The organism is Brevundimonas naejangsanensis (genome assembly GCF_003627995.1).
In the GTDB taxonomy this organism is placed as follows: Bacteria; Pseudomonadota; Alphaproteobacteria; order Caulobacterales; family Caulobacteraceae; genus Brevundimonas; species Brevundimonas naejangsanensis_B.
Map to the genome: position 1 here is coordinate 2,122,033 of NZ_CP032707.1, position 18,743 is coordinate 2,140,775.

16 protein-coding genes are annotated in these 18,743 nt (G+C 66.5%); 14 read left to right on the top strand and 2 right to left on the bottom strand.

All coding sequences use genetic code 11. The annotated features are described in order from the left end of the window. Nucleotides 1-61: 61 nt before the first annotated feature. Nucleotides 62-4,255, top strand: a complete 4,194-nt coding sequence (rpoC, locus tag D8I30_RS10015) for a DNA-directed RNA polymerase subunit beta' (protein ID WP_121482611.1) — start codon at nucleotides 62-64, stop codon at nucleotides 4,253-4,255. Between the two features lie 270 nt (nucleotides 4,256-4,525). Here the strand turns inward: rpoC and D8I30_RS10020 are convergent, their stop codons facing one another. After that, on the bottom strand, nucleotides 4,526-5,695 hold the full coding sequence (locus D8I30_RS10020) for a hypothetical protein (protein WP_162938856.1): 1,170 nt from the start codon (nucleotides 5,693-5,695) through the stop codon (nucleotides 4,526-4,528). 560 nt (nucleotides 5,696-6,255) lie between these two features. On the opposite strand from D8I30_RS10020, the gene rpsL reads away from it, so the two are divergent. The 7 genes from rpsL to D8I30_RS10055 all read left to right on the top strand — a co-directional run bounded on the left by rpsL (nucleotide 6,256) and on the right by D8I30_RS10055 (nucleotide 14,142). Further along, nucleotides 6,256-6,630, top strand: coding sequence for a 30S ribosomal protein S12 (gene rpsL / locus D8I30_RS10025; RefSeq protein ID WP_003165508.1), 375 nt, complete (start codon nucleotides 6,256-6,258; stop codon nucleotides 6,628-6,630). A gap of 69 nt (nucleotides 6,631-6,699) precedes the next feature. Then, entirely contained in the window at nucleotides 6,700-7,173 is a 474-nt protein-coding gene (rpsG, locus tag D8I30_RS10030; protein WP_121482613.1) for a 30S ribosomal protein S7, read from the top strand. A 152-nt stretch (nucleotides 7,174-7,325) separates the two neighbouring features. Then, on the top strand, nucleotides 7,326-9,404 hold the full coding sequence (gene fusA / locus D8I30_RS10035; RefSeq protein ID WP_121482614.1) for an elongation factor G: 2,079 nt from the start codon (nucleotides 7,326-7,328) through the stop codon (nucleotides 9,402-9,404). A gap of 111 nt (nucleotides 9,405-9,515) precedes the next feature. Next, a complete protein-coding gene (gene tuf, locus D8I30_RS10040; RefSeq protein ID WP_121482615.1) occupies nucleotides 9,516-10,706 on the top strand; it encodes an elongation factor Tu in 1,191 nt (396 codons plus the stop codon). A gap of 348 nt (nucleotides 10,707-11,054) precedes the next feature. After that, complete coding sequence (locus D8I30_RS10045; RefSeq protein ID WP_121482616.1) at nucleotides 11,055-12,212, top strand: GNAT family N-acetyltransferase; 1,158 nt, start codon at nucleotides 11,055-11,057, stop codon at nucleotides 12,210-12,212. A 15-nt stretch (nucleotides 12,213-12,227) separates the two neighbouring features. Continuing rightward, on the top strand, nucleotides 12,228-13,160 hold the full coding sequence (locus D8I30_RS10050) for a cupin-like domain-containing protein (RefSeq protein WP_121482617.1): 933 nt from the start codon (nucleotides 12,228-12,230) through the stop codon (nucleotides 13,158-13,160). 85 nt (nucleotides 13,161-13,245) lie between these two features. Beyond that, nucleotides 13,246-14,142, top strand: coding sequence for a GIN domain-containing protein (locus D8I30_RS10055; protein ID WP_121482618.1), 897 nt, complete (start codon nucleotides 13,246-13,248; stop codon nucleotides 14,140-14,142). A gap of 145 nt (nucleotides 14,143-14,287) precedes the next feature. On the opposite strand, the gene D8I30_RS10060 is transcribed toward D8I30_RS10055, so the two are convergent. Then, a complete protein-coding gene (locus D8I30_RS10060) occupies nucleotides 14,288-15,034 on the bottom strand; it encodes a hypothetical protein (protein WP_121482619.1) in 747 nt (248 codons plus the stop codon). Nucleotides 15,035-15,601: 567 nt separating this feature from the next. On the opposite strand from D8I30_RS10060, the gene rpsJ reads away from it, so the two are divergent. Genes rpsJ through rpsS form a run of 6 tightly spaced genes read left to right on the top strand, consistent with a single transcriptional unit; the run spans nucleotide 15,602 to nucleotide 18,742 of the window. Further along, on the top strand, nucleotides 15,602-15,907 hold the full coding sequence (rpsJ, locus tag D8I30_RS10065; RefSeq protein ID WP_003164367.1) for a 30S ribosomal protein S10: 306 nt from the start codon (nucleotides 15,602-15,604) through the stop codon (nucleotides 15,905-15,907). Nucleotides 15,908-15,930: 23 nt separating this feature from the next. Then, on the top strand, nucleotides 15,931-16,677 hold the full coding sequence (rplC, locus tag D8I30_RS10070) for a 50S ribosomal protein L3 (RefSeq protein ID WP_121482620.1): 747 nt from the start codon (nucleotides 15,931-15,933) through the stop codon (nucleotides 16,675-16,677). Further along, complete coding sequence (rplD, locus tag D8I30_RS10075) at nucleotides 16,677-17,315, top strand: 50S ribosomal protein L4 (protein ID WP_121482621.1); 639 nt, start codon at nucleotides 16,677-16,679, stop codon at nucleotides 17,313-17,315. The genes rplC and rplD overlap by 1 nt, the downstream gene beginning before the upstream one ends. After that, a complete protein-coding gene (locus tag D8I30_RS10080) occupies nucleotides 17,315-17,620 on the top strand; it encodes a 50S ribosomal protein L23 (protein WP_003164370.1) in 306 nt (101 codons plus the stop codon). The genes rplD and D8I30_RS10080 overlap by 1 nt, the downstream gene beginning before the upstream one ends. A gap of 4 nt (nucleotides 17,621-17,624) precedes the next feature. Further along, nucleotides 17,625-18,461 (top strand): 50S ribosomal protein L2, encoded by an 837-nt coding sequence (gene rplB, locus D8I30_RS10085; protein WP_121482622.1) that lies wholly within the window; start codon nucleotides 17,625-17,627, stop codon nucleotides 18,459-18,461. A gap of 2 nt (nucleotides 18,462-18,463) precedes the next feature. After that, on the top strand, nucleotides 18,464-18,742 hold the full coding sequence (rpsS, locus tag D8I30_RS10090) for a 30S ribosomal protein S19 (RefSeq protein ID WP_003164372.1): 279 nt from the start codon (nucleotides 18,464-18,466) through the stop codon (nucleotides 18,740-18,742). Nucleotide 18,743 lies beyond the last annotated feature (1 nt).

Genomic DNA, 18,743 nt, shown 5'->3' on the forward strand with positions numbered 1-18,743 from the left:
CGGTCCGCCTGTTCTCCTCTCTGAATGATTTTCGCGGGGCAGCCCCGCAGAAGGAATAAAGATGAACCAGGAAGTCCTGAACATCTTCAACCCGGTTCCGGTCACGCCGACGTTCGACCAGATCCGCATCGCCCTGGCCTCGCCGGAGAAGATCCGCTCGTGGTCGTTCGGCGAGATCAAGAAGCCGGAAACCATCAACTACCGCACGTTCAAGCCCGAGCGTGACGGTCTGTTCTGCGCCCGTATCTTTGGCCCGACCAAGGACTACGAATGCCTGTGCGGCAAGTACAAGCGCATGAAGTACAAGGGCATCATCTGCGAGAAGTGCGGCGTTGAAGTCACCCTGGCTCGCGTCCGCCGCGAGCGCATGGGTCACATCGACCTGGCCGCCCCGGTCGCCCACATCTGGTTCCTGAAGTCGCTGCCGTCGCGCATCTCGCTGATGCTGGACATGGCGCTGAAGGACGTCGAGCGCGTCCTCTACTTCGAAAACTACATCGTCACCGAGCCGGGCCTAACCCCGCTGAAGCAGAACCAGCTGCTGACGGAAGACGAGTTCTACCACTATCAGGAAGAGTTCGGCGACGACGGCTTCACCGCCGAGATCGGCGCCGAGGCCGTGCGCAACCTGCTGATGGCCATCGACCTGAACGCCGAGGCCGAGAAGCACCGCGCCGAGCTGGCCGACAACCCGTCGGAGCTGAAGGCCAAGAAGGCGTCCAAGCGCCTGAAGCTGCTGGAAGCCTTCATCGAGTCGGGCAACAAGCCCGAGTGGATGATCCTGACCATCGTGCCGGTCATCCCGCCGGAGCTGCGTCCGCTGGTGCCGCTGGACGGCGGCCGCTTCGCGACCTCGGACCTGAACGACCTGTATCGCCGGGTCATCAACCGGAACAACCGCCTGAAGCGCCTGATCGAGCTGCGCGCGCCGGACATCATCATCCGCAACGAAAAGCGGATGCTGCAGGAGTCGGTCGACGCCCTGTTCGACAACGGCCGCCGCGGCCGCGTGATCACCGGCGCCAACAAGCGTCCGCTGAAGTCGCTGGCCGACATGCTGAAGGGCAAGCAGGGCCGCTTCCGTCAGAACCTGCTGGGCAAGCGCGTCGACTACTCGGGCCGTTCGGTCATCACCGTGGGCCCCGAGCTGAAGCTGCACGAGTGCGGCCTGCCCAAGAAGATGGCGCTGGAGCTGTTCAAGCCCTTCATCTACGCGCGTCTGGACGCCAAGGGCCTGTCGGGCACCGTCAAGCAGTCCAAGCGCATGGTCGAGCGCGAACAGCCTGCCGTCTGGGACATCCTGGACGAGGTCATCCGCGAGCACCCGGTTCTGCTGAACCGCGCCCCGACGCTGCACCGTCTGGGCATCCAGGCGTTCGAGCCCAAGCTGATCGAGGGCAAGGCCATCCGCCTGCACCCGCTGGTCTGTACGGCGTTCAACGCTGACTTTGACGGCGACCAGATGGCCGTGCACGTTCCTCTGAGCCTCGAGGCCCAGCTGGAAGCGCGCGTGCTGATGATGTCGACGAACAACATCCTGTCGCCCGCCAACGGCAAGCCGATCATCGTGCCGTCGCAGGACATCGTCCTGGGCCTGTACTACCTGTCGCTGGTCAAGGAGAACCAGCCGGGCGAGGGCAAGCTGTTCGCCAACATGGGCGAGATCGACGCGGCCCTGGACGCCAAGGTCATCAGCCTGCACGCCAAGATCAAGGCGCGCTGGACCGAGATGAACGCCGAAGGCGAAGTGGTCACCAAGGTGATCGACACCACGCCGGGCCGGATGAAGCTGGGCGCGCTGCTGCCGCACAACCCGAACATCGGTTACAAGCTTCTTGAGAAGAACCTGACCAAGAAGGAAATCGGCAACCTGATCGATCAGGTCTACCGTCACTGCGGTCAGAAGGCGACGGTGATCTTCGCCGACCAGATGATGCAGCTGGGCTTCCGCGAAGCCGCCAAGGCCGGCATCTCGGTGGGCAAGGACGACATCGTCATCCCGGCCAAGAAGGTCGAGTACGTCGAGGAAACCCGCAAGCAGGTCGAGGAGTACGAGCAACAGTACGCCGATGGCCTGATCACCAAGGGCGAGAAGTACAACAAGGTCGTTGACGCCTGGGCCAAGGCCACGGACCGGATCGCCGACGAGATGATGGGTGAGATCGCCCAGCCTCGCGTCCTGATCAAGGGCCAGGAGCCGGACATCAACTCGGTGTTCATGATGGCTAACTCGGGCGCTCGTGGCTCGCAGGCCCAGATGAAGCAGCTGGGCGGCATGCGCGGCCTGATGGCCAAGCCCTCGGGCGAGATCATCGAGACGCCGATCATCTCGAACTTCAAGGAAGGCCTGACCGTGCTGGAGTACTTCAACTCCACCCACGGCGCCCGTAAGGGTCTGGCCGACACCGCCCTGAAGACCGCCAACTCGGGTTACCTGACCCGTCGTCTGGTGGACGTGGCGCAGGACTCCATCGTCACCGAGGAAGACTGCGGCTCGACGCGCGGCATCACCCTGCGCGCCGTGGTCGAAGGCGGCGACGTGCTGGTCTCGCTGGGCCAGCGTGTCCTGGGCCGTTACGCGGCCGAGGACATCAAGGAGCCGGGCGGCGAAGTCCTGTTCCCTGCCGACACCTATCTGCAGGAAGAAGAGGTCGAGCTGATCGACAAGGTCGGCGTCCAGTCGATCAAGGTCCGTTCGGCCCTGACCTGTGAAGCCGACGCGGGCATCTGCGGCATGTGCTACGGCCGTGACCTGGCGCGCGGCACCAACGTCAACATCGGCGAAGCGGTCGGCGTCATCGCCGCCCAGTCGATCGGCGAGCCGGGCACCCAGCTGACGATGCGTACCTTCCACATCGGCGGTACGGCCCAGGTGGCGGAAACCTCCTTCTTCGAGGCGACCAACGCCGGTATCGTCAAGGTGGTCGGCTCGACCGTTGTCGCCGCCCATGGCGACCCGGTGGCCATGAGCCGCAACGTCGTGGTCACCGTGACCGTCGACGGCAAGGACCGCGAATCCTACAAGGTGCCGTACGGCGCGCGCCTGCGCGTCAAGGACGGCGGCGAGGTCGCCAAGAACCAGCGTCTGGCCGAGTGGGACCCCTACACCACCCCGATCCTGACGGAAGTCGGCGGCGTGGTGCGCTTCGAGGACCTGGTCGAGGGCCTGTCGGTCAAGGAAGAGACGGACGAAGCCACGGGCATCGCCCAGCGCGTCGTCTCCGACTGGCGCGCCAGCCCGCGCGGCGCGGACCTGCGTCCGGCCATGGGCGTCACCCAGGGCGACAGCTACGCCAAGCTGTCGAGCGGTTCCGACGCGCGCTACCTTCTGCCCGTCGGGGCCATCTTGTCGGTGGCCAACGGGGACGAGGTCAAGCCGGGCGACATCATCGCCCGTATCCCGACCGAAGGCGCCAAGACCCGCGACATCACCGGCGGTCTGCCGCGCGTGGCCGAACTGTTCGAAGCCCGTCGTCCGAAGGACTGCGCGGTCATCGCCGAGATGGACGGCCGCGTTGAATTCGGTCGCGACTACAAGAACAAGCGCCGCATCAAGATCACCCCGGAACCGGATGCCGACGGCAACCAGGGCGAAGCGGTCGAGTTCCTGATCCCGAAGGGCAAGCACATCTCCGTCCACGACGGCGATCTGATCCAGAAGGGCGACTACATCATCGACGGCAACCCGGATCCGCACGACCTGCTGCGCATCCAGGGCGTCGAGGCGCTGGCCGAGTATCTGGTGAACGAAGTGCAGGAGGTCTATCGACTGCAGGGCGTGCCGATCAACGACAAGCACATCGAGGTGATCGTTCGCCAGATGCTGCAGAAGGTCGAGGTCATCGACTCCGCCGAGACGACGCTCATCAAGGGCGACCACGTCGACAAGGTCGAAGTCGATATCGAGAACGCCAAGGTCGAGAAGCGCGGCGGCCGCATCGCCACCGTGCAGCCGGTCCTGCTGGGCATCACCAAGGCGTCGCTGCAGACCCGCAGCTTCATCTCGGCGGCCTCGTTCCAGGAGACCACCCGCGTCCTCACCGAGGCTTCGGTCCACGGCAAGAAGGACACGCTGGAAGGCCTGAAGGAGAACGTGATCGTGGGTCGCCTGATCCCGGCCGGCACGGGCTCCTACCTGCGCAGCCTGCAGAAGATCGCCAACGATCGTGACGCTGAGCTGACCCAGGCGCGCGAAGAGGCGGTCGAGCCGCTTCCGGCGGACCTGGCCCTGGAGCTGGAGCAGTCGGCCGACTGATCCGGTCTTCGGTCTGAAAAACTGAAGAGGGCGGCGTCGAAAGGCGCCGCCCTTTTTGTTTGAGCCTACCGCGCTTCGCGCTGCTTGAGGCCGTCGCTTCACGCAACGCCTCTCGCTTCCTTCTCCCCTTGTGGGGGAGGTGTCATGCGCAGCATGACGGATGAGGGGTGGCGCAGAGCTTGGGTCGAGCCTCCATTCGACGACAAAGAGACACCGCATCCGAGCGCCTGCGGCGCCCACCTTCTCCCACAAGGGGAGAAGGAACAGATTTCACTGCGGCTTCATCGGTTCACGCGGTCTGGGCGCGCCGGCGCTGGCGGGGGGGCCGTCGCGGGACGTCTGGATGTTCTGGGTGGAATCCATCCGCAGCGAGGGATTCAGAAGGTCCCCGGCGCAGCCCGAGCCGAAGTTGGAGCCGGGGCAGTCGCGGGGGCCCGTGATGCCGACGCCGCCGCTGGCCGGGCGTCTCGGAGCCTCATAGCGCTCCATCTCGCGGGCGCCTTCGCGGGCGAAGCGGGCGTCGCGCTCGGCGTTGCCCGTGCCGGTGATGCGGCCGCGCTCGGCCCCCTCGGCGGCGCGGGCGTTGAAGCGTTCCTCGCAGATGAGTTCCTCGCCTCGGCGCAACAGCTGGGTCGCCGGACAACCCGCGGGCGAGGTCCGCAGGGCGCGGGCGTTGCGGCCGTCCTGGCCTTCGGGGGCCACGCGCCAGGCGTCGGACACGCCCGCCACGCCCGAGGCGGCGGCCGAGGGCGCGCCGGGCGCCGGATTGGCCAGGCGCGGCGCGGGCGGCGCAGGCAGGCCGTCGCGGCCTTCCTCTTCGTCCTTTTTGCGCGGGCGGATCGGCGCGACGACGACGGGCGCGGACGGGGCCTGTTCCAGGGCGGCGGCGGGCGGAGCCGTGGCGGGCGCCTGTATCGGGGCGGGCGCCTGCTGCGGCGCGGCCTCGGGCGTCGGAGCGGGAACGGGCGCCACGCGCGGAAGGCTCTTGGGGGCGAGCGGCGGCGTCGGCTGCGCCGTGGGCGCCGTCACCGTGACCGGGGCGGGCTTCGGAACCGGGGCCAGCGTCGGCGCTGCGACGGGCGCGGGCACAGGCGTCGGGGCAGGCACGGGCACAGGCGCCGGCGCAGGCGCAGGCCTGGGAGGCTGCTCCTGCATCCGCTCGAGCGCAGGCTCGGGGAGCGGCGCTGGCGCGGGGACCGGCAGCGGGGGCCGGGGCTGGGGCGGCGTCGGCAGCGGCGGGACGGGGCGTTCGATCTCGAGGTGAAGGATCGTCGGAGGCGGGGGCAGGGGCGGAACGCCGCTGCGTTCGGTCTTCGCCAGGTAGATCATCCCGCCCAGCACGACCACATGCATCAACAGGGAGGCGCTCGCCGTCAGGGCTCGCCTGAGACCCGGACGCATGCGTTGGGCTGGAGGCCGGGTCAGAACGGCGATGCTCATGGCGGCTCCCCCAATCGTTGAAGCGAATGATGCCTATGCAAGCATGACGGTATATTGGCGCAATATCACTGATCCTTGAATAGGGAACGAAGACCCGGGTAAGGACCTTCGTCTCGCCTGTATCGACGCCTGGCCTCGTTGGCCGCCGCAGCGCGGGCGAAGGGATGGTCAGCGGGCAGGTCGGGGCGAGTCTCGACGGTGGGAAGCCAGCGTGACCGTTTTGAGGCGTCCGTGATCGGCGAACGAAAGTCGTTGTCTCCCGTAGGAAAGGGCGACGCGGGCGCGCATAGCCCGAATCTCTTGACCTCTTAACGGATCGCGCGTAGAAGCCGCGCACTTTCGAGACGTGGGCGGTTCGCCGTCCGCTGAGATCGTGACAATCGACGGACGGGCTGTGTCCCGCCGGAACGCCCGAAGCGCGCGTTCCGGTTTTTCTGTTTGAGCGCCACGGACTCGGCTCGATAACACCCGGGCGGGGCTTCGGCCCCATCCAAAAGAAGGCTCATGAGGCGCTCCGGCCGAAAGGCACACGCCTCCATATCGAAAAGAGACGAATTCGAATGCCCACGATCAACCAGCTGATCCGCAAGCCCCGCAAGCCGAAACCGGTCCGCAACAAGGTCCCGGCCCTGGAGGGTTCGCCCCAGCGCCGCGGCGTCTGCACCCGCGTCTACACCACGACCCCGAAGAAGCCGAACTCGGCTCTGCGTAAGGTCGCCAAGGTCCGTCTGGCCAAGAACGGCGTCGAAGCCGTGTGCTACATCCCCGGCGAAGGCCACAACCTGCAGGAGCACTCGGTCGTGCTGATCCGCGGCGGCCGCGTGAAGGACTTGCCCGGCGTTCGCTACCACATTCTGCGCGGCGTGCTCGACACCCAGGGCGTCAAGGACCGCAAGCAGCGTCGTTCGCACTACGGCGCCAAGCGTCCGAAGTGATCTGAAGCGAAGTGAAAGATCATCCCGGCGCAGGCCGGGATCCAGACCAAGAATTCAAGGGAATAACCCATGTCGCGTCGTCACCGCGCCCAGAAGCGTGAAGTTCTGCCGGATCCGAAGTTCGGAGACCTGGTGGTCACCAAGTTCATGAACTACGTCATGTACGAAGGTAAGAAGGCCGTCGCCGAGAACATCGTCTATGGCGCCTTCGACATCCTGGCCGAAAAGAAGAAGGAGCAGACCGCGGTCGAGACCTTCCACGCCGCCCTGGACAACGTCGCTCCGGCGGTCGAAGTTCGTTCGCGTCGCGTCGGCGGCGCCACCTATCAGGTGCCGGTCGAGGTCCGTCCGGACCGTCGTCGCGCCCTGGCCATCCGTTGGCTGGTCAACGCCGCTCGCAACCGCGGCGAAAACACCATGACGGAAAAGCTGGCCGCCGAGCTGCTGGACGCCTCGAACAACCGCGGCACCGCGGTCAAGAAGCGCGAAGACACCCACAAGATGGCCGAAGCCAACCGCGCCTTCAGCCACTACCGCTGGTAACCGTCTTAAAACCGTCCCCCTTTCGAGGGTATGGGGCGGTGATTACCTGACGATCCGCGGCGCGGGTGGCTGATACGCAGTCGCCCGCGCCGACCTATCCGATACTCTCCAGGGCGCTCTTCGCGTCCGCGAAGCACCCGAAGGCAACCCAAATGCCCCGCACGCATAAAATCGAAGACTACCGCAACTTCGGCATCATGGCCCACATCGACGCGGGCAAGACGACGACGACCGAGCGGATCCTGTTCTACACCGGCAAGAACCATAAGATGGGCGAGACGCACGACGGCTCGGCCACCATGGACTGGATGGACCAGGAGCAGGAACGCGGCATCACCATCACCTCGGCCGCGACGACCGCCTTCTGGAAAGAGAAGCGCCTCAACATCATCGACACCCCCGGCCACGTGGACTTCACCATCGAGGTCGAGCGTTCGCTGCGCGTCCTCGACGGCGCCGTGACCGTGCTGGACGGCAACGCCGGCGTCGAGCCGCAGACGGAAACCGTCTGGCGCCAGGCTGACAAGTACAACGTTCCGCGCATCGTCTTCGTCAACAAGATGGACAAGATCGGCGCCGACTTCGAGAAGTCGGTGGAGTCGATCCGCGACCGCCTGGGCGCCAAGGCTGTGCCGATCCAGCTGCCGATCGGCTCGGAGGCCAACCTCAAGGGCGTGATCGACCTGGTCGAGATGAAGGCCCTGGTTTGGGAAACCGATCAGGTCGGCGCCAACGCCGACGTGCGCGACATCCCGGCCGACCTGGCCGACGCCGCCGCCGCGGCCCGCCAGTACCTGGTCGACAACGCCGTCGAGATCGACGACGAGGCCATGGAATCCTACCTCGGCGGCGAAGAGCCCTCGGTTGAAGTGCTGAAGCGCTGCATCCGCAAGGCCGTCATCAGCGGCGCTTTCTACCCGATCCTGTGCGGCTCGGCCTTCAAGAACAAGGGCGTGCAGCCCCTTCTGGACGCCGTCGTCGACTACCTGCCGTCGCCGGTCGATATCCCGGCCATTCCGGGCCTCGACTTCAAGACGGAAGAGCCGGTTTCGCGCAAGGCGTCGGACGACGAGCCCCTGTCGGTCCTGGCGTTCAAGATCATGGACGACCCCTTCGTCGGCTCGATCACCTTCTGCCGCGTCTATTCGGGCACGATGGAGACCGGCCAGTCGCTGCTGAACTCGTCGCGTGACAAACGCGAGCGCGTCGGCCGCATGCTGCAGATGCACTCCAACAACCGCGAAGACATCAAGATCGCCTACGCTGGCGACATCGTGGCCCTGGCCGGCCTCAAGGAAACCCGCACCGGCGACACCCTGTGCGACCCGCTGAAGTCGCCGGTCATCCTCGAGAAGATGGAATTCCCGGCCCCGGTGATCGAGATCGCCGTCGAGCCCAAGACCAAGGCCGACCAGGAGAAGCTGGGCGTCGCCCTGGCCAAGCTGGCTGGTGAAGACCCGTCCTTCACCGTCTCGACCGACCACGAGTCGGGCCAGACGATCCTGAAGGGCATGGGCGAGCTGCACCTGGACATCAAGATCGATATCCTGAAGCGCACCTACAAGGTCGAAGCCACCATCGGCGCCCCGCAGGTCGCCTATCGTGAATCGATCAGCCGCAAGGTCGAGATCGACTACACCCACAAGAAGCAGACCGGCGGTACGGGCCAGTTCGCCCGCGTCAAGCTGGTGTTCGAGCCGGGCGAGCCGGGTTCGGACTTCGTCTTCGAGTCGGCCATCGTCGGCGGCGCCGTGCCCAAGGAATACATCCCGGGCGTGGAAAAGGGTCTGAAGTCGGCCAAGGAAAACGGCCTGCTGGCCGGCTTCCCCGTCATCGACGTCAAGGCGACCCTGATCGACGGCGCCTTCCACGACGTGGACTCCTCGGTGCTGGCGTTCGAAATCGCTTCGCGCGCCGCCTTCCGCGAACTGCGTGAGAAGGGCGGGCCGAAGCTGCTCGAGCCGATCATGGCCGTCGAGGTCGTGACCCCGGAAGAGTACCTGGGTTCGATCATCGGCGACCTGAACGGCCGTCGCGGCATGATCCAGGGGCAGGACATGCGCGGCAACGCCGTGGTCGTCCACGCCTTCGTGCCGCTGGCCAACATGTTCGGCTATGTGAACACCCTGCGCGGCATGTCTCAGGGCCGCGCCCAGTTCACCATGCAGTACGACCACTACGAAGCGGTGCCGCAACACGTCGCCGACGAAGTGATCAAGAAGTACGCCTAAGTCCGTCGCTTCTGACGGGCCCACTTGAAAACGGGGCGATTTGCGCGCAGATCGCCCCACCTATCCCCAAACCTATTTGGACCCCGGTTCGGGGAATCCAGGAGCTAGAGAATGGCCAAGGAAAAGTTCGAACGCACCAAGCCGCACTGCAACATCGGCACGATCGGCCACGTTGACCACGGCAAGACGACGCTGACGGCGGCGATCTCGATGACGCTGTCGAAGGCCGGCGGCGGCAAGGCGATGAACTACGCCGACATCGACAACGCGCCGGAAGAGAAGGCGCGCGGCATCACCATCAACACCTCGCACGTCGAGTATGAGACGGAAAACCGTCACTACGCTCACGTCGACTGCCCGGGCCACGCCGACTACGTGAAGAACATGATCACGGGCGCGGCTCAGATGGACGGCGCGATCCTGGTGTGCTCGGCCGCTGACGGCCCGATGCCGCAGACCCGCGAGCACATCCTGCTGTCGCGTCAGGTCGGCGTTCCGGCCCTGGTGGTGTTCCTGAACAAGGTCGACATGGTCGACGACGAGGAGCTGCTCGAGCTGGTCGAGATGGAAGTTCGCGAACTTCTGTCGTCCTACCAGTTCCCGGGCGACGACATTCCGGTGATCAAGGGCTCGGCCCTGGCCGCGGTCGAAGACCGTGACCCGCAGATCGGCGCCGAGCGCATCCTGGAGCTGATGGCGGCGGTCGACGCCTACATCCCGCAGCCGGAACGTCCGGTCGACATGCCGTTCCTGATGCCGGTCGAAGACGTGTTCTCGATCTCGGGCCGCGGCACCGTCGTCACGGGTCGCGTCGAGCGCGGCATCGTCAAGGTCGGTGAAGAAGTCGAGATCGTCGGCATCCGTCCGGTTCAGAAGACGACCTGCACGGGCGTCGAAATGTTCCGCAAGCTGCTGGACCAGGGCCAGGCCGGCGACAACGTGGGCGTGCTGCTGCGCGGCACCAAGCGTGAAGACGTCGAGCGCGGCCAGGTGCTGTGCAAGCCGGGTTCGATCACCCCGCATACCAAGTTCGTGGCCGAGGCCTACATCCTGACCAAGGAAGAAGGCGGCCGTCACACGCCGTTCTTCACGAACTACCGCCCGCAGTTCTACTTCCGCACGACCGACGTGACCGGCATCGTGAAGCTGAAGGAAGGCGTGGAAATGATCATGCCGGGCGACAACGCCGAGCTGGACGTCGAGCTGATCACCCCGATCGCCATGGAAGAGAAGCTGCGCTTCGCCATCCGTGAAGGCGGCCGCACCGTCGGCGCCGGCGTCGTGGCCAAGATCGTCGAGTAATCGACGATCTTCGCCACGCGAGACCAAGGGCTAGGCGGGAGCCTCCGCTCCCGCCGGGGCCAAGATCGTCGAGTAATCGACGTTTGGAATGGGCGAGAGCCTCGGCCCTCGCCGGTTTGACAGTAAGAGTAGCGTAAGCGTACCGGCCTCGAGCCGCCCGCAAGGGTGGTAGGCCGAAAGTAAAGCGTAACAATGCGGCCCCCCGGAGCGATCCGGGGGGCCGTTTTGGTTTGCGGCCGGTTCGCCGGTCGCGGGTCGGTCGTCGCACGCCGATCTTCTCCCGGACCGCGACATGGGTCAGGATGGCCGCTGGAACGGGTTTTGCAGGGCCCGCCCGCGAGGAGAGCCATGTCGGGTCATTTGACATCGGAAATGCGCGACCTGGCCGAGTTGTCGGAACAGGAAAAGGCGCAGTGGAACGATTGGGCGCGCGGGGATCCGGCCCTGTCGAGCCCGTACTTTCGCGTGGAGTTCGCCCAGTCTGCCGCACGGTTCAGTCCGGGGTCGGCCGTTGCCGTGTTCAAGCGGGATGGCGAGACTGTCGGCTATTATCCACATCAGAGGCGGGGGGCGACGATCCAGCCCCTGGCGGCGCCGATGAGCGACTATCACGGGGTGATCGGCCCGCGCGAGGCCAAGCCGACCCTGGCCGAGGCCGCGGCGTTGATGCAGGCGCGGAGGTTCGCCGTCAGCGCCTGGGTCGGCCAAGCGCCGACAGGCGCGCTGAGGGACGAGAGCATACTCTCGGAGGTGGCCGAGGGGGGCTATGCCGCATGGTACGCCGCGCGCCGCCGAGCCTTCCCCAAATACTTCAAGGACAAGGAGCGCGCCCGGCGTGGGCTGGACGCGGCCTTCGGTTCGGTGGAGTTCGAGGTGGGGCTGCGCGACCATGACCTGCTGGACGGACTGATCCGCCAGAAGAGCGCGCAATACGTCCGCACCGGGCGGCACGACATCTTCGCCTGCGGCTGGACGGCCCAGGTGCTGCACGCCCTGATGGACGCGGACGGCGAGGACGGCTTCGGCGGGTCGCTGGCTGTTCTGCGGGTCGACGGCCGGGTCGGCGCCGTGGAATATTCCCTGCACGCAGGCCGCACCTTCCACATGTGGTTCCCGGCCTATTCGGCCGATCTGGCGCGCTGGGCGCCCGGCATATTGCTGAGCATGGAGACGATCCGGATCGCCTCGGAGCGAGGCTATCGCGAGTTCGACTACGGCGTCGGCGGGGGCAACGCCTACAAGAAGCACTTCAGCGATCGGACCGCGCCCGTGGCCGAGATCACGCTGCGGCAGCCCGGCCTAGGCGCGGCTCTGACCGCAGCGGGATCGGCGATGACGCAGGCGGTCGGCGCTGACCGGGCGGGACGAATCCGCGACAGCCTGCGCCGCCGCTGGGCGGTCATCGAGGCGTGCGAGACGCATCCGCTGGCGCGGCTGAAGGGCGCGGGACGCGCCGGACTGGCCGCCCTCGGCAAGGCGCGCGGCCGCGCCGCCCTCAAGGCTTGAACAAGGAAATCGGCGATGACTGAACGCAGGACGCGCTATCCCGGCCCGATCGCGGCGGCGGCGGTGCATCCGCACGGCCTGGTCGCCCAGGGTTTCGCCGAGGACGCGGCGCTGGCCGCCGTGCTGGACCGCTATCCGGCCGACCTCTTCGACATCAATCTGTATGACTACGACGACGAGGGCCAGGTCTCCCTGCGCACCGGCGCGCGGGGGCGGTTGGACGGCGGCCAGCTGCTGGAGGCGATCCAGCAGGGGCGCCTGTGGGTCAATATGCGCGACGTCGAGCGCGGCTGGCCCGAGCTGTGGCGGGCGACCATGGCCGAGTTCGACCGGGTCATGGGCGACGCCTATCCCGGACTGAAGGCGGCCAGCCGCAACGGCCAGCTGATCCTGTCCTCGCCCAAGGCGCGCGTGCCCTATCACTTCGACGCGTCCGGGGTGATCCTGTTTCACTTGCGCGGCCGCAAGCGGCTGTTCGTGTTTCCCGGCGACGAGGCCCACCTGCCGGAACGCAGCATGGAGCAGGTGATCGCCCGTCAGACGACTGAGGAAATTCCCTACGTCCGCGCCTTCGAGCAGGACGCCCAGGCGATCGACCTAGAGCCCGGCCAGGCGCTGACCTGGCCCTTCTTCGCGCCGCATCGGGTCGAGAACCTGGATCGGTTCTGCGTCTCCCTGTCGGTGGATTTCCAGACCTGGGCCTCGCGGTTCAGGCGGGGCGCGCTCTACACCAACGCCGTGCTGCGCAGCCGGGGCGGGACGCCGCGCTCGACCGACCGGATGGGGCAGGCGGAGCTGGCCGCGCGCTGGGCGGCGTCGGTGCTGCTGAAACGGACCGGCGCGCTGAAGAGCCGCCTGGAGGGGTTCGAGCGGGACTTCGAGCCCGATGTCGGCGCCGTGGACGGCGCCGGGCGGCTGAGCGTCGATCCTGCGGGGGGCCAAGGTTAAAAGGGGTTCATGACCTCGATTTAAACTGACATTCGGCCTCGCGGCGCTCAGCTTCCTCTCACAACGAACCTAGGGGAAGCTTGTGATGAAGCCCGCTGTATCCGCCGCCGCCGCCCTGTCCGTCCTGGCCGCATCGGCCGTTCTGGCCGCGCCGGCCATGGCCCAGGATGTCGAGATTCGCCACGCCGTGGCCCGAGTCATCGTGATTCCGGAAGACCGGACCGACGTGGCCGTGGAGATCACCCAGGGGACGTCCGGCCTGCCGCAACTGCAGGTCGATCGCCGCGGCGGCAAGGTGCGCATCGACGGCGGCCTGGGGCTGACGCGCGGCTTCGGCTTCGGCGCCGACGAGATCCGCAGCTGCCGCAGCGGGGCGGCCGAAGCGCGCCAGCCGGGCGAGGGGGCCTCGGCCCAGGTCCGGCGCATCGGCTGGGTCCGGCTGGAGGACGCGCCGCTGATCGTGCTGCGGACGCCTCGCGATGTCGACGTCAGCGGCAGCGGGGCGGTGTTCGGCGCGGTCGGGCGGGGCGCGCGCTCGGTCGATCTGGGCAACGCAGGCTGCGGCGCCTGGACGGTGGCCAATGTCGAGGGCGCTGTCGATCTGTCGGTGGGGGGCTCGGGCTCGATCCGGGCGGGCAGTTCGCAGACGCTGTCGGCCTCCGTCGGCGGTTCGGGTTCGATCTACGCCGGGTCGACGGGAGCTCTGGCGGCCAATGTCGGCGGTTCGGGCGCGATCGACGTGGCGCGGGTGGACGGCGATGCGAAGGTCGCCATCGGCGGATCCGGCGACGTGCGGATTCGCGGCGGCCAGGCTTCGCGGCTGGCGGTCTCCATCGGCGGTTCGGGCGACGTGCGGTTCGACGGCCAGGCGGGCGACGTCTCTGTCTCCATCGCCGGCTCGGGCGACGTGCAGGTGGCCGAGGCTACGGGCCGGGTATCGCGCTCGGTCGTCGGTTCGGGGACTCTGCGGATCGGCCGCTGACGCCGACGCGATCCCACGAGAGAAGGCCCGGGAGCGTGGAACCCCCCGGGCCTTTTTCATGTCTGCCTGCGCCCACGAAAAAGCCCCGGCGGATCGCTCCGCCGGGGCTTCGTCGTTACGACAGCCGAGGCCGTCGAGACGAGGCTTAGTTGCCCAGCAGCTGGGCCACGCCGGCCGAACGGCCCAGGTTGGCGCCGGCTTGGTCGCGGGCTTGCAGACCGCCGCCGAAGCTGTAGCGCATGCCGATCGAGAAGACGTTGGCGTCCATGTCCAGGTCCGACGACTTCACGTAGTCGTAGCCGCCGAACACCGAGTACGGCGAGTTGGCGAACTGGTACTCGGCGCCGACGCCGGCGGCCCAGCCCTCGACGTCGCCGCCGACGAACAGGTTCTCGGCGTTCGAGTACGAAGCGCCGGCGTTCAGGCGCAGCTGCGGCGTGGCGTAGAAGGCGGCGTCGCCGGCCACGGTCCAGATGTCGGCGTCATGCACGGTGCCGTAGGAGGCCACGCCCGTCAGGGTGGCGCGGTCCAGGTACTTCTGACCTTCCAGGCCGAAGGTGGTCATGGTGCCGCCCAGGACTTCCGAAGCGCCGACGAAGCCGCCGAAGCGCATGTCTTCGATCTTCTTGGTCAGGTGCACGGCCCCGGCCAGGGTGGTGTCGTCGCCCATGCCGTCCACGTCCGTGTAGGCGCCTTCAGCGTTGAAGGTCACGGTCCAGTCGCCGAACACCGGCGAGGCCACCGTGCCGTCGACCACGGCGCGGTTCACGTCCGTGCCTTCGACGTCGGCGTAGTTGTAGGCGACGCCGACCGAGCCGATGGCGTTCTGAGCGAGGGCCGGAGCGGCGATCAGGGTCGCGGCGGCGACCGAAGCGAGAAAGACGGTTTTCATTTTCTTGTCCTTATGGATTGCCGCCGCGGCGCCTGAGCTCCTCGGCGGATGTGCGAGAGATAGGTTGGAAAACGCGCCTTTGCCGTAACAAACTTGTCATTCTTCGGCGTCATGGGGATCGATGTTGCCCAAATGCGACGCATTGCGGCATAACTGCGTCATTCCTCGGCAGCGATTGCGGCGGCGCCTTTCCGTCGTGTTCATGTGGCCGCTTTCTGGTCCCAGTCGTTAATCGGGGGCAGGGAGGCGGCGGCGAAGGCGGTTGCCTCTGCGGAGTCGCAAACCCCGACGGGGCGGGCATTTGCACGCTTGACGGAAACGGAATCGGAGGGCATAAGCGCCCCTCTTGTTGGACCGGCTGTGCACTTTCGGGTGCAGACGCGGTTCGCAGGGACGACCTAAGTTACTGTTCTTTGCAGCTTCTTGGGACTTTACGGCCTTCGCGGGGGACTGCGTGGGCCGCTCGTTTTTGCGGATTTGCGTTTCCTGGGGGCTCTGCCCCAGGGCTTCGGTCTTTGAAATGGTTCACAGGGACGCGGTTCCGGCCGCATGGGAATAACAACCGATATGGATCAAAGCATCCGCATCAGGCTCAAGGCCTTCGATCATCGCGTCCTCGACTTTTCGACGCGCGAAATCGTCAACACCGCCAAGCGCACCGGGGCGACCGTTCGTGGTCCGATCCCGCTGCCGACCCTGATCGAAAAGTTCACCGTGAACCGCTCGCCGCACGTCGACAAGAAGTCGCGCGAGCAGTTTGAAATCCGCACGCACAAGCGCGTGCTCGACATCGTCGACCCCACCCCGCAGACCGTGGACGCGCTCATGAAGCTCGACCTGTCCGCCGGCGTGGACGTCGAGATCAAGATCTAAGAAAGAAAGAGGCGGGATCCGACATGCGCACGGGCGTGATCGCCAAGAAGCTGGGGATGACCCGCGTGTTCGCCGATGACGGCGCGCACGTTCCGGTCACTGTGCTCCAGCTCGACGGCTGCCAAGTCGTCGGCCAACGTACCAAGGAGCGCGACGGCTACGTCGCCCTTCAGCTGGGCGCTGGCGTTAAGAAGGCCAAGAACACGGCCAAGGCTCAACGCGAAGCTTTCGCGAAGGCCGAGGTCGAGCCGAAGGCCTATGTTACCGAGTTCCGCGTGGGCGAAGACGCCCTGCTGGACGTGGGCGCCGAACTGTCGGCCGACCACTTCCTCGCGGGTCAGAAGGTCGACATCCAGGGCCATACCATTGGTAAGGGCTTTGCCGGCGCCATGAAGCGCTGGAACTTCGGCGGTCTGCGCGCGTCGCACGGCGTGTCGATTTCGCACCGCTCGCACGGTTCGACCGGCCAGCGTCAGGATCCGGGTCGCGTCTTCAAGGGTAAGAAGATGGCCGGTCACCTGGGCCAGGAAGTCGTCACCACCCAGAACCTGACCGTCGTCCGCGTCGACGCCGAGCGTGGCCTGATCCTGATCAAGGGCGCTGTCCCGGGTCACGACGGCGCCTACGTCAAGATCAGCGACGCCATCAAGAAGGCCCGCCCTGCGGACGCCCCGTTCCCGGGCGCCGTGAAGTCGGCCGCTGCTCAACCCGCTTCGACGCCGGCTGAAGAAGCTCCGGCCGTGGAAGCGACCGAAGGCGGTGAAGCGTAATGAAACTCTCGGTCATCAAACTCGACGGCAAGGCTGCTGGCGACGTTGAGCTGTCGGACGCCGTCTTCGGCATCTCCGACATCCGCGGCGACCTGCTGGCCCGTTACGTCAACTGGCAGCTGGCCAAGCGCCGCGCCGGCACCCACAAGGTTCAAACCCGCAACGAGAACTCTCGTACGGGCAAGAAGATGTACAAGCAGAAGGGCACGGGCGGCGCCCGTCACGGCTCGCGTCGTGCGCCCCAGTTCGTCGGCGGTTCGCCGGCGTTCGGCCCGGTCGTCCGCGACCACGGCTTCTCGCTGCCCAAGAAGGTCCGCGCCCTGGCCCTGAAGCACGCCCTGTCGTCCAAGGTTAAGGCCGGCGACCTGGTCGTCGTCGACAGCGTCTCGGTCAAGGAGCCGAAGACGGCCGCCCTGCGCGACACCTTCGGCAAGCTGGGCTGGACCAAGGCCCTGATCATCGCGGGTCCGGAAGTCGACGCTAACTTCGGCCTGGCCGCGCGCAACATCCCGCACATCGACGTGCTGCCGAACGCCGGCCTGAACGTCTATGACATCCTGCGGGCGGACAAACTGGTGCTGACCAAGGCCGCCGTTGAGGCGATCGAGGCCCGCTTCGCTGAGAAGGAAGCCGCATAATGGCCGCCGCTCAACCCACCGCCAAGCACTACGACACCATCCTGGCTCCGGTGATCACCGAGAAGGCCACGATCCTGTCGGAGCAGAACAAGGTCGTGTTCCGCGTCGCCGGCACGGCGACCAAGGACGAGATCGCCGCTGCGGTCGAAAGCCTGTTCAAAGTCAACGTCCTCAAGGTCAACACCCTGGTTCAAAAGGGCAAGACCAAGCGCTTCCGGGGCATCCTCGGTCGCCGCGTGGACATCAAGAAAGCGATCGTGACGCTGGCCGAAGGCCAGTCGATCGACGTCACGACGGGGCTCTAAGAACATGGCTCTGAAGCACTACAATCCGACGTCGCCGGGCCGCCGCGCCCTGGTGCTGGTCGATCGGTCCGAGCTCCACAAGGGCCGTCCCGAGAAGTCGCTGACCGAAGGCCTGACCAAGTCGGGCGGTCGCGGGCAGGGCGGTCGCATCGCGGTCCGCTTCCGCGGCGGCGGCGCCAAGACCCTGTACCGCAAGATCGACTTCAAGCGTCGCAAGTTCGACGTGGTCGGCACGGTCGAGCGTCTGGAATACGACCCGAACCGCACGGCCTTCATCGCCCTGGTGGTCTATCCGGACGGCGAGAAGACCTACATCATCGCTCCGCAGCGCCTGCACGCCGGCGACACCATCGTCGCGGGTGAAAAGGTCGACGTGAAGCCGGGCAACGCCATGCCCCTGCGTTCGATGCCGGTCGGCACCATCATCCACAACGTGGAGATGAAGCCGGGCAAGGGCGCTCAGCTGGCCCGTTCGGCCGGCGCCTACGCTCAGCTGGTCGGCCGCGATCAGGGCTACGCCCAGATCCGTCTGGGCTCGGGCGAGCTTCGCATGGTTCTGGACGGCTGCATGGCCGTTGTCGGCGCCGTGTCGAACCCCGAGCACATGAACCAGAACCTGGGCAAGGCGGGCCGCAAGCGTCACATGGGCTGGCGTCCGCACGTCCGCGGCGTCGCCATGAACCCGATCGATCACCCGCATGGTGGTGGTGAAGGCCGGACCTCTGGTGGTCGTACCCCGGTTACGCCGTGGGGCAAGGACACCAAGGGCACCCGTACCCGCAAGAACAAGGCCACGGACAAGTTCATCATCCGTAGCCGTCACGTGAAGAAGGCTCGCTAAGAATGGCCCGCTCCTCCTGGAAAGGCCCGTTTGTCGACGGGTATCTGCTCAAGAAGGCCGACGCCGCTCAATCGTCGGGCCGCAAGGACGTGATCAAGACCTGGTCGCGCCGCTCCACCATCCTGCCGCAGTTCGTCGGTCTGACGTTCGGTGTCCACAACGGCCAGAAGCATGTGCCGGTGTCGGTCTCCGAAGAAATGGTCGGCATGAAGTTCGGCGAGTTCGCCCCGACCCGGAACTTCCCGGGCCACGCGGCGGACAAGAAGGCCAAGAGGAAGTAAT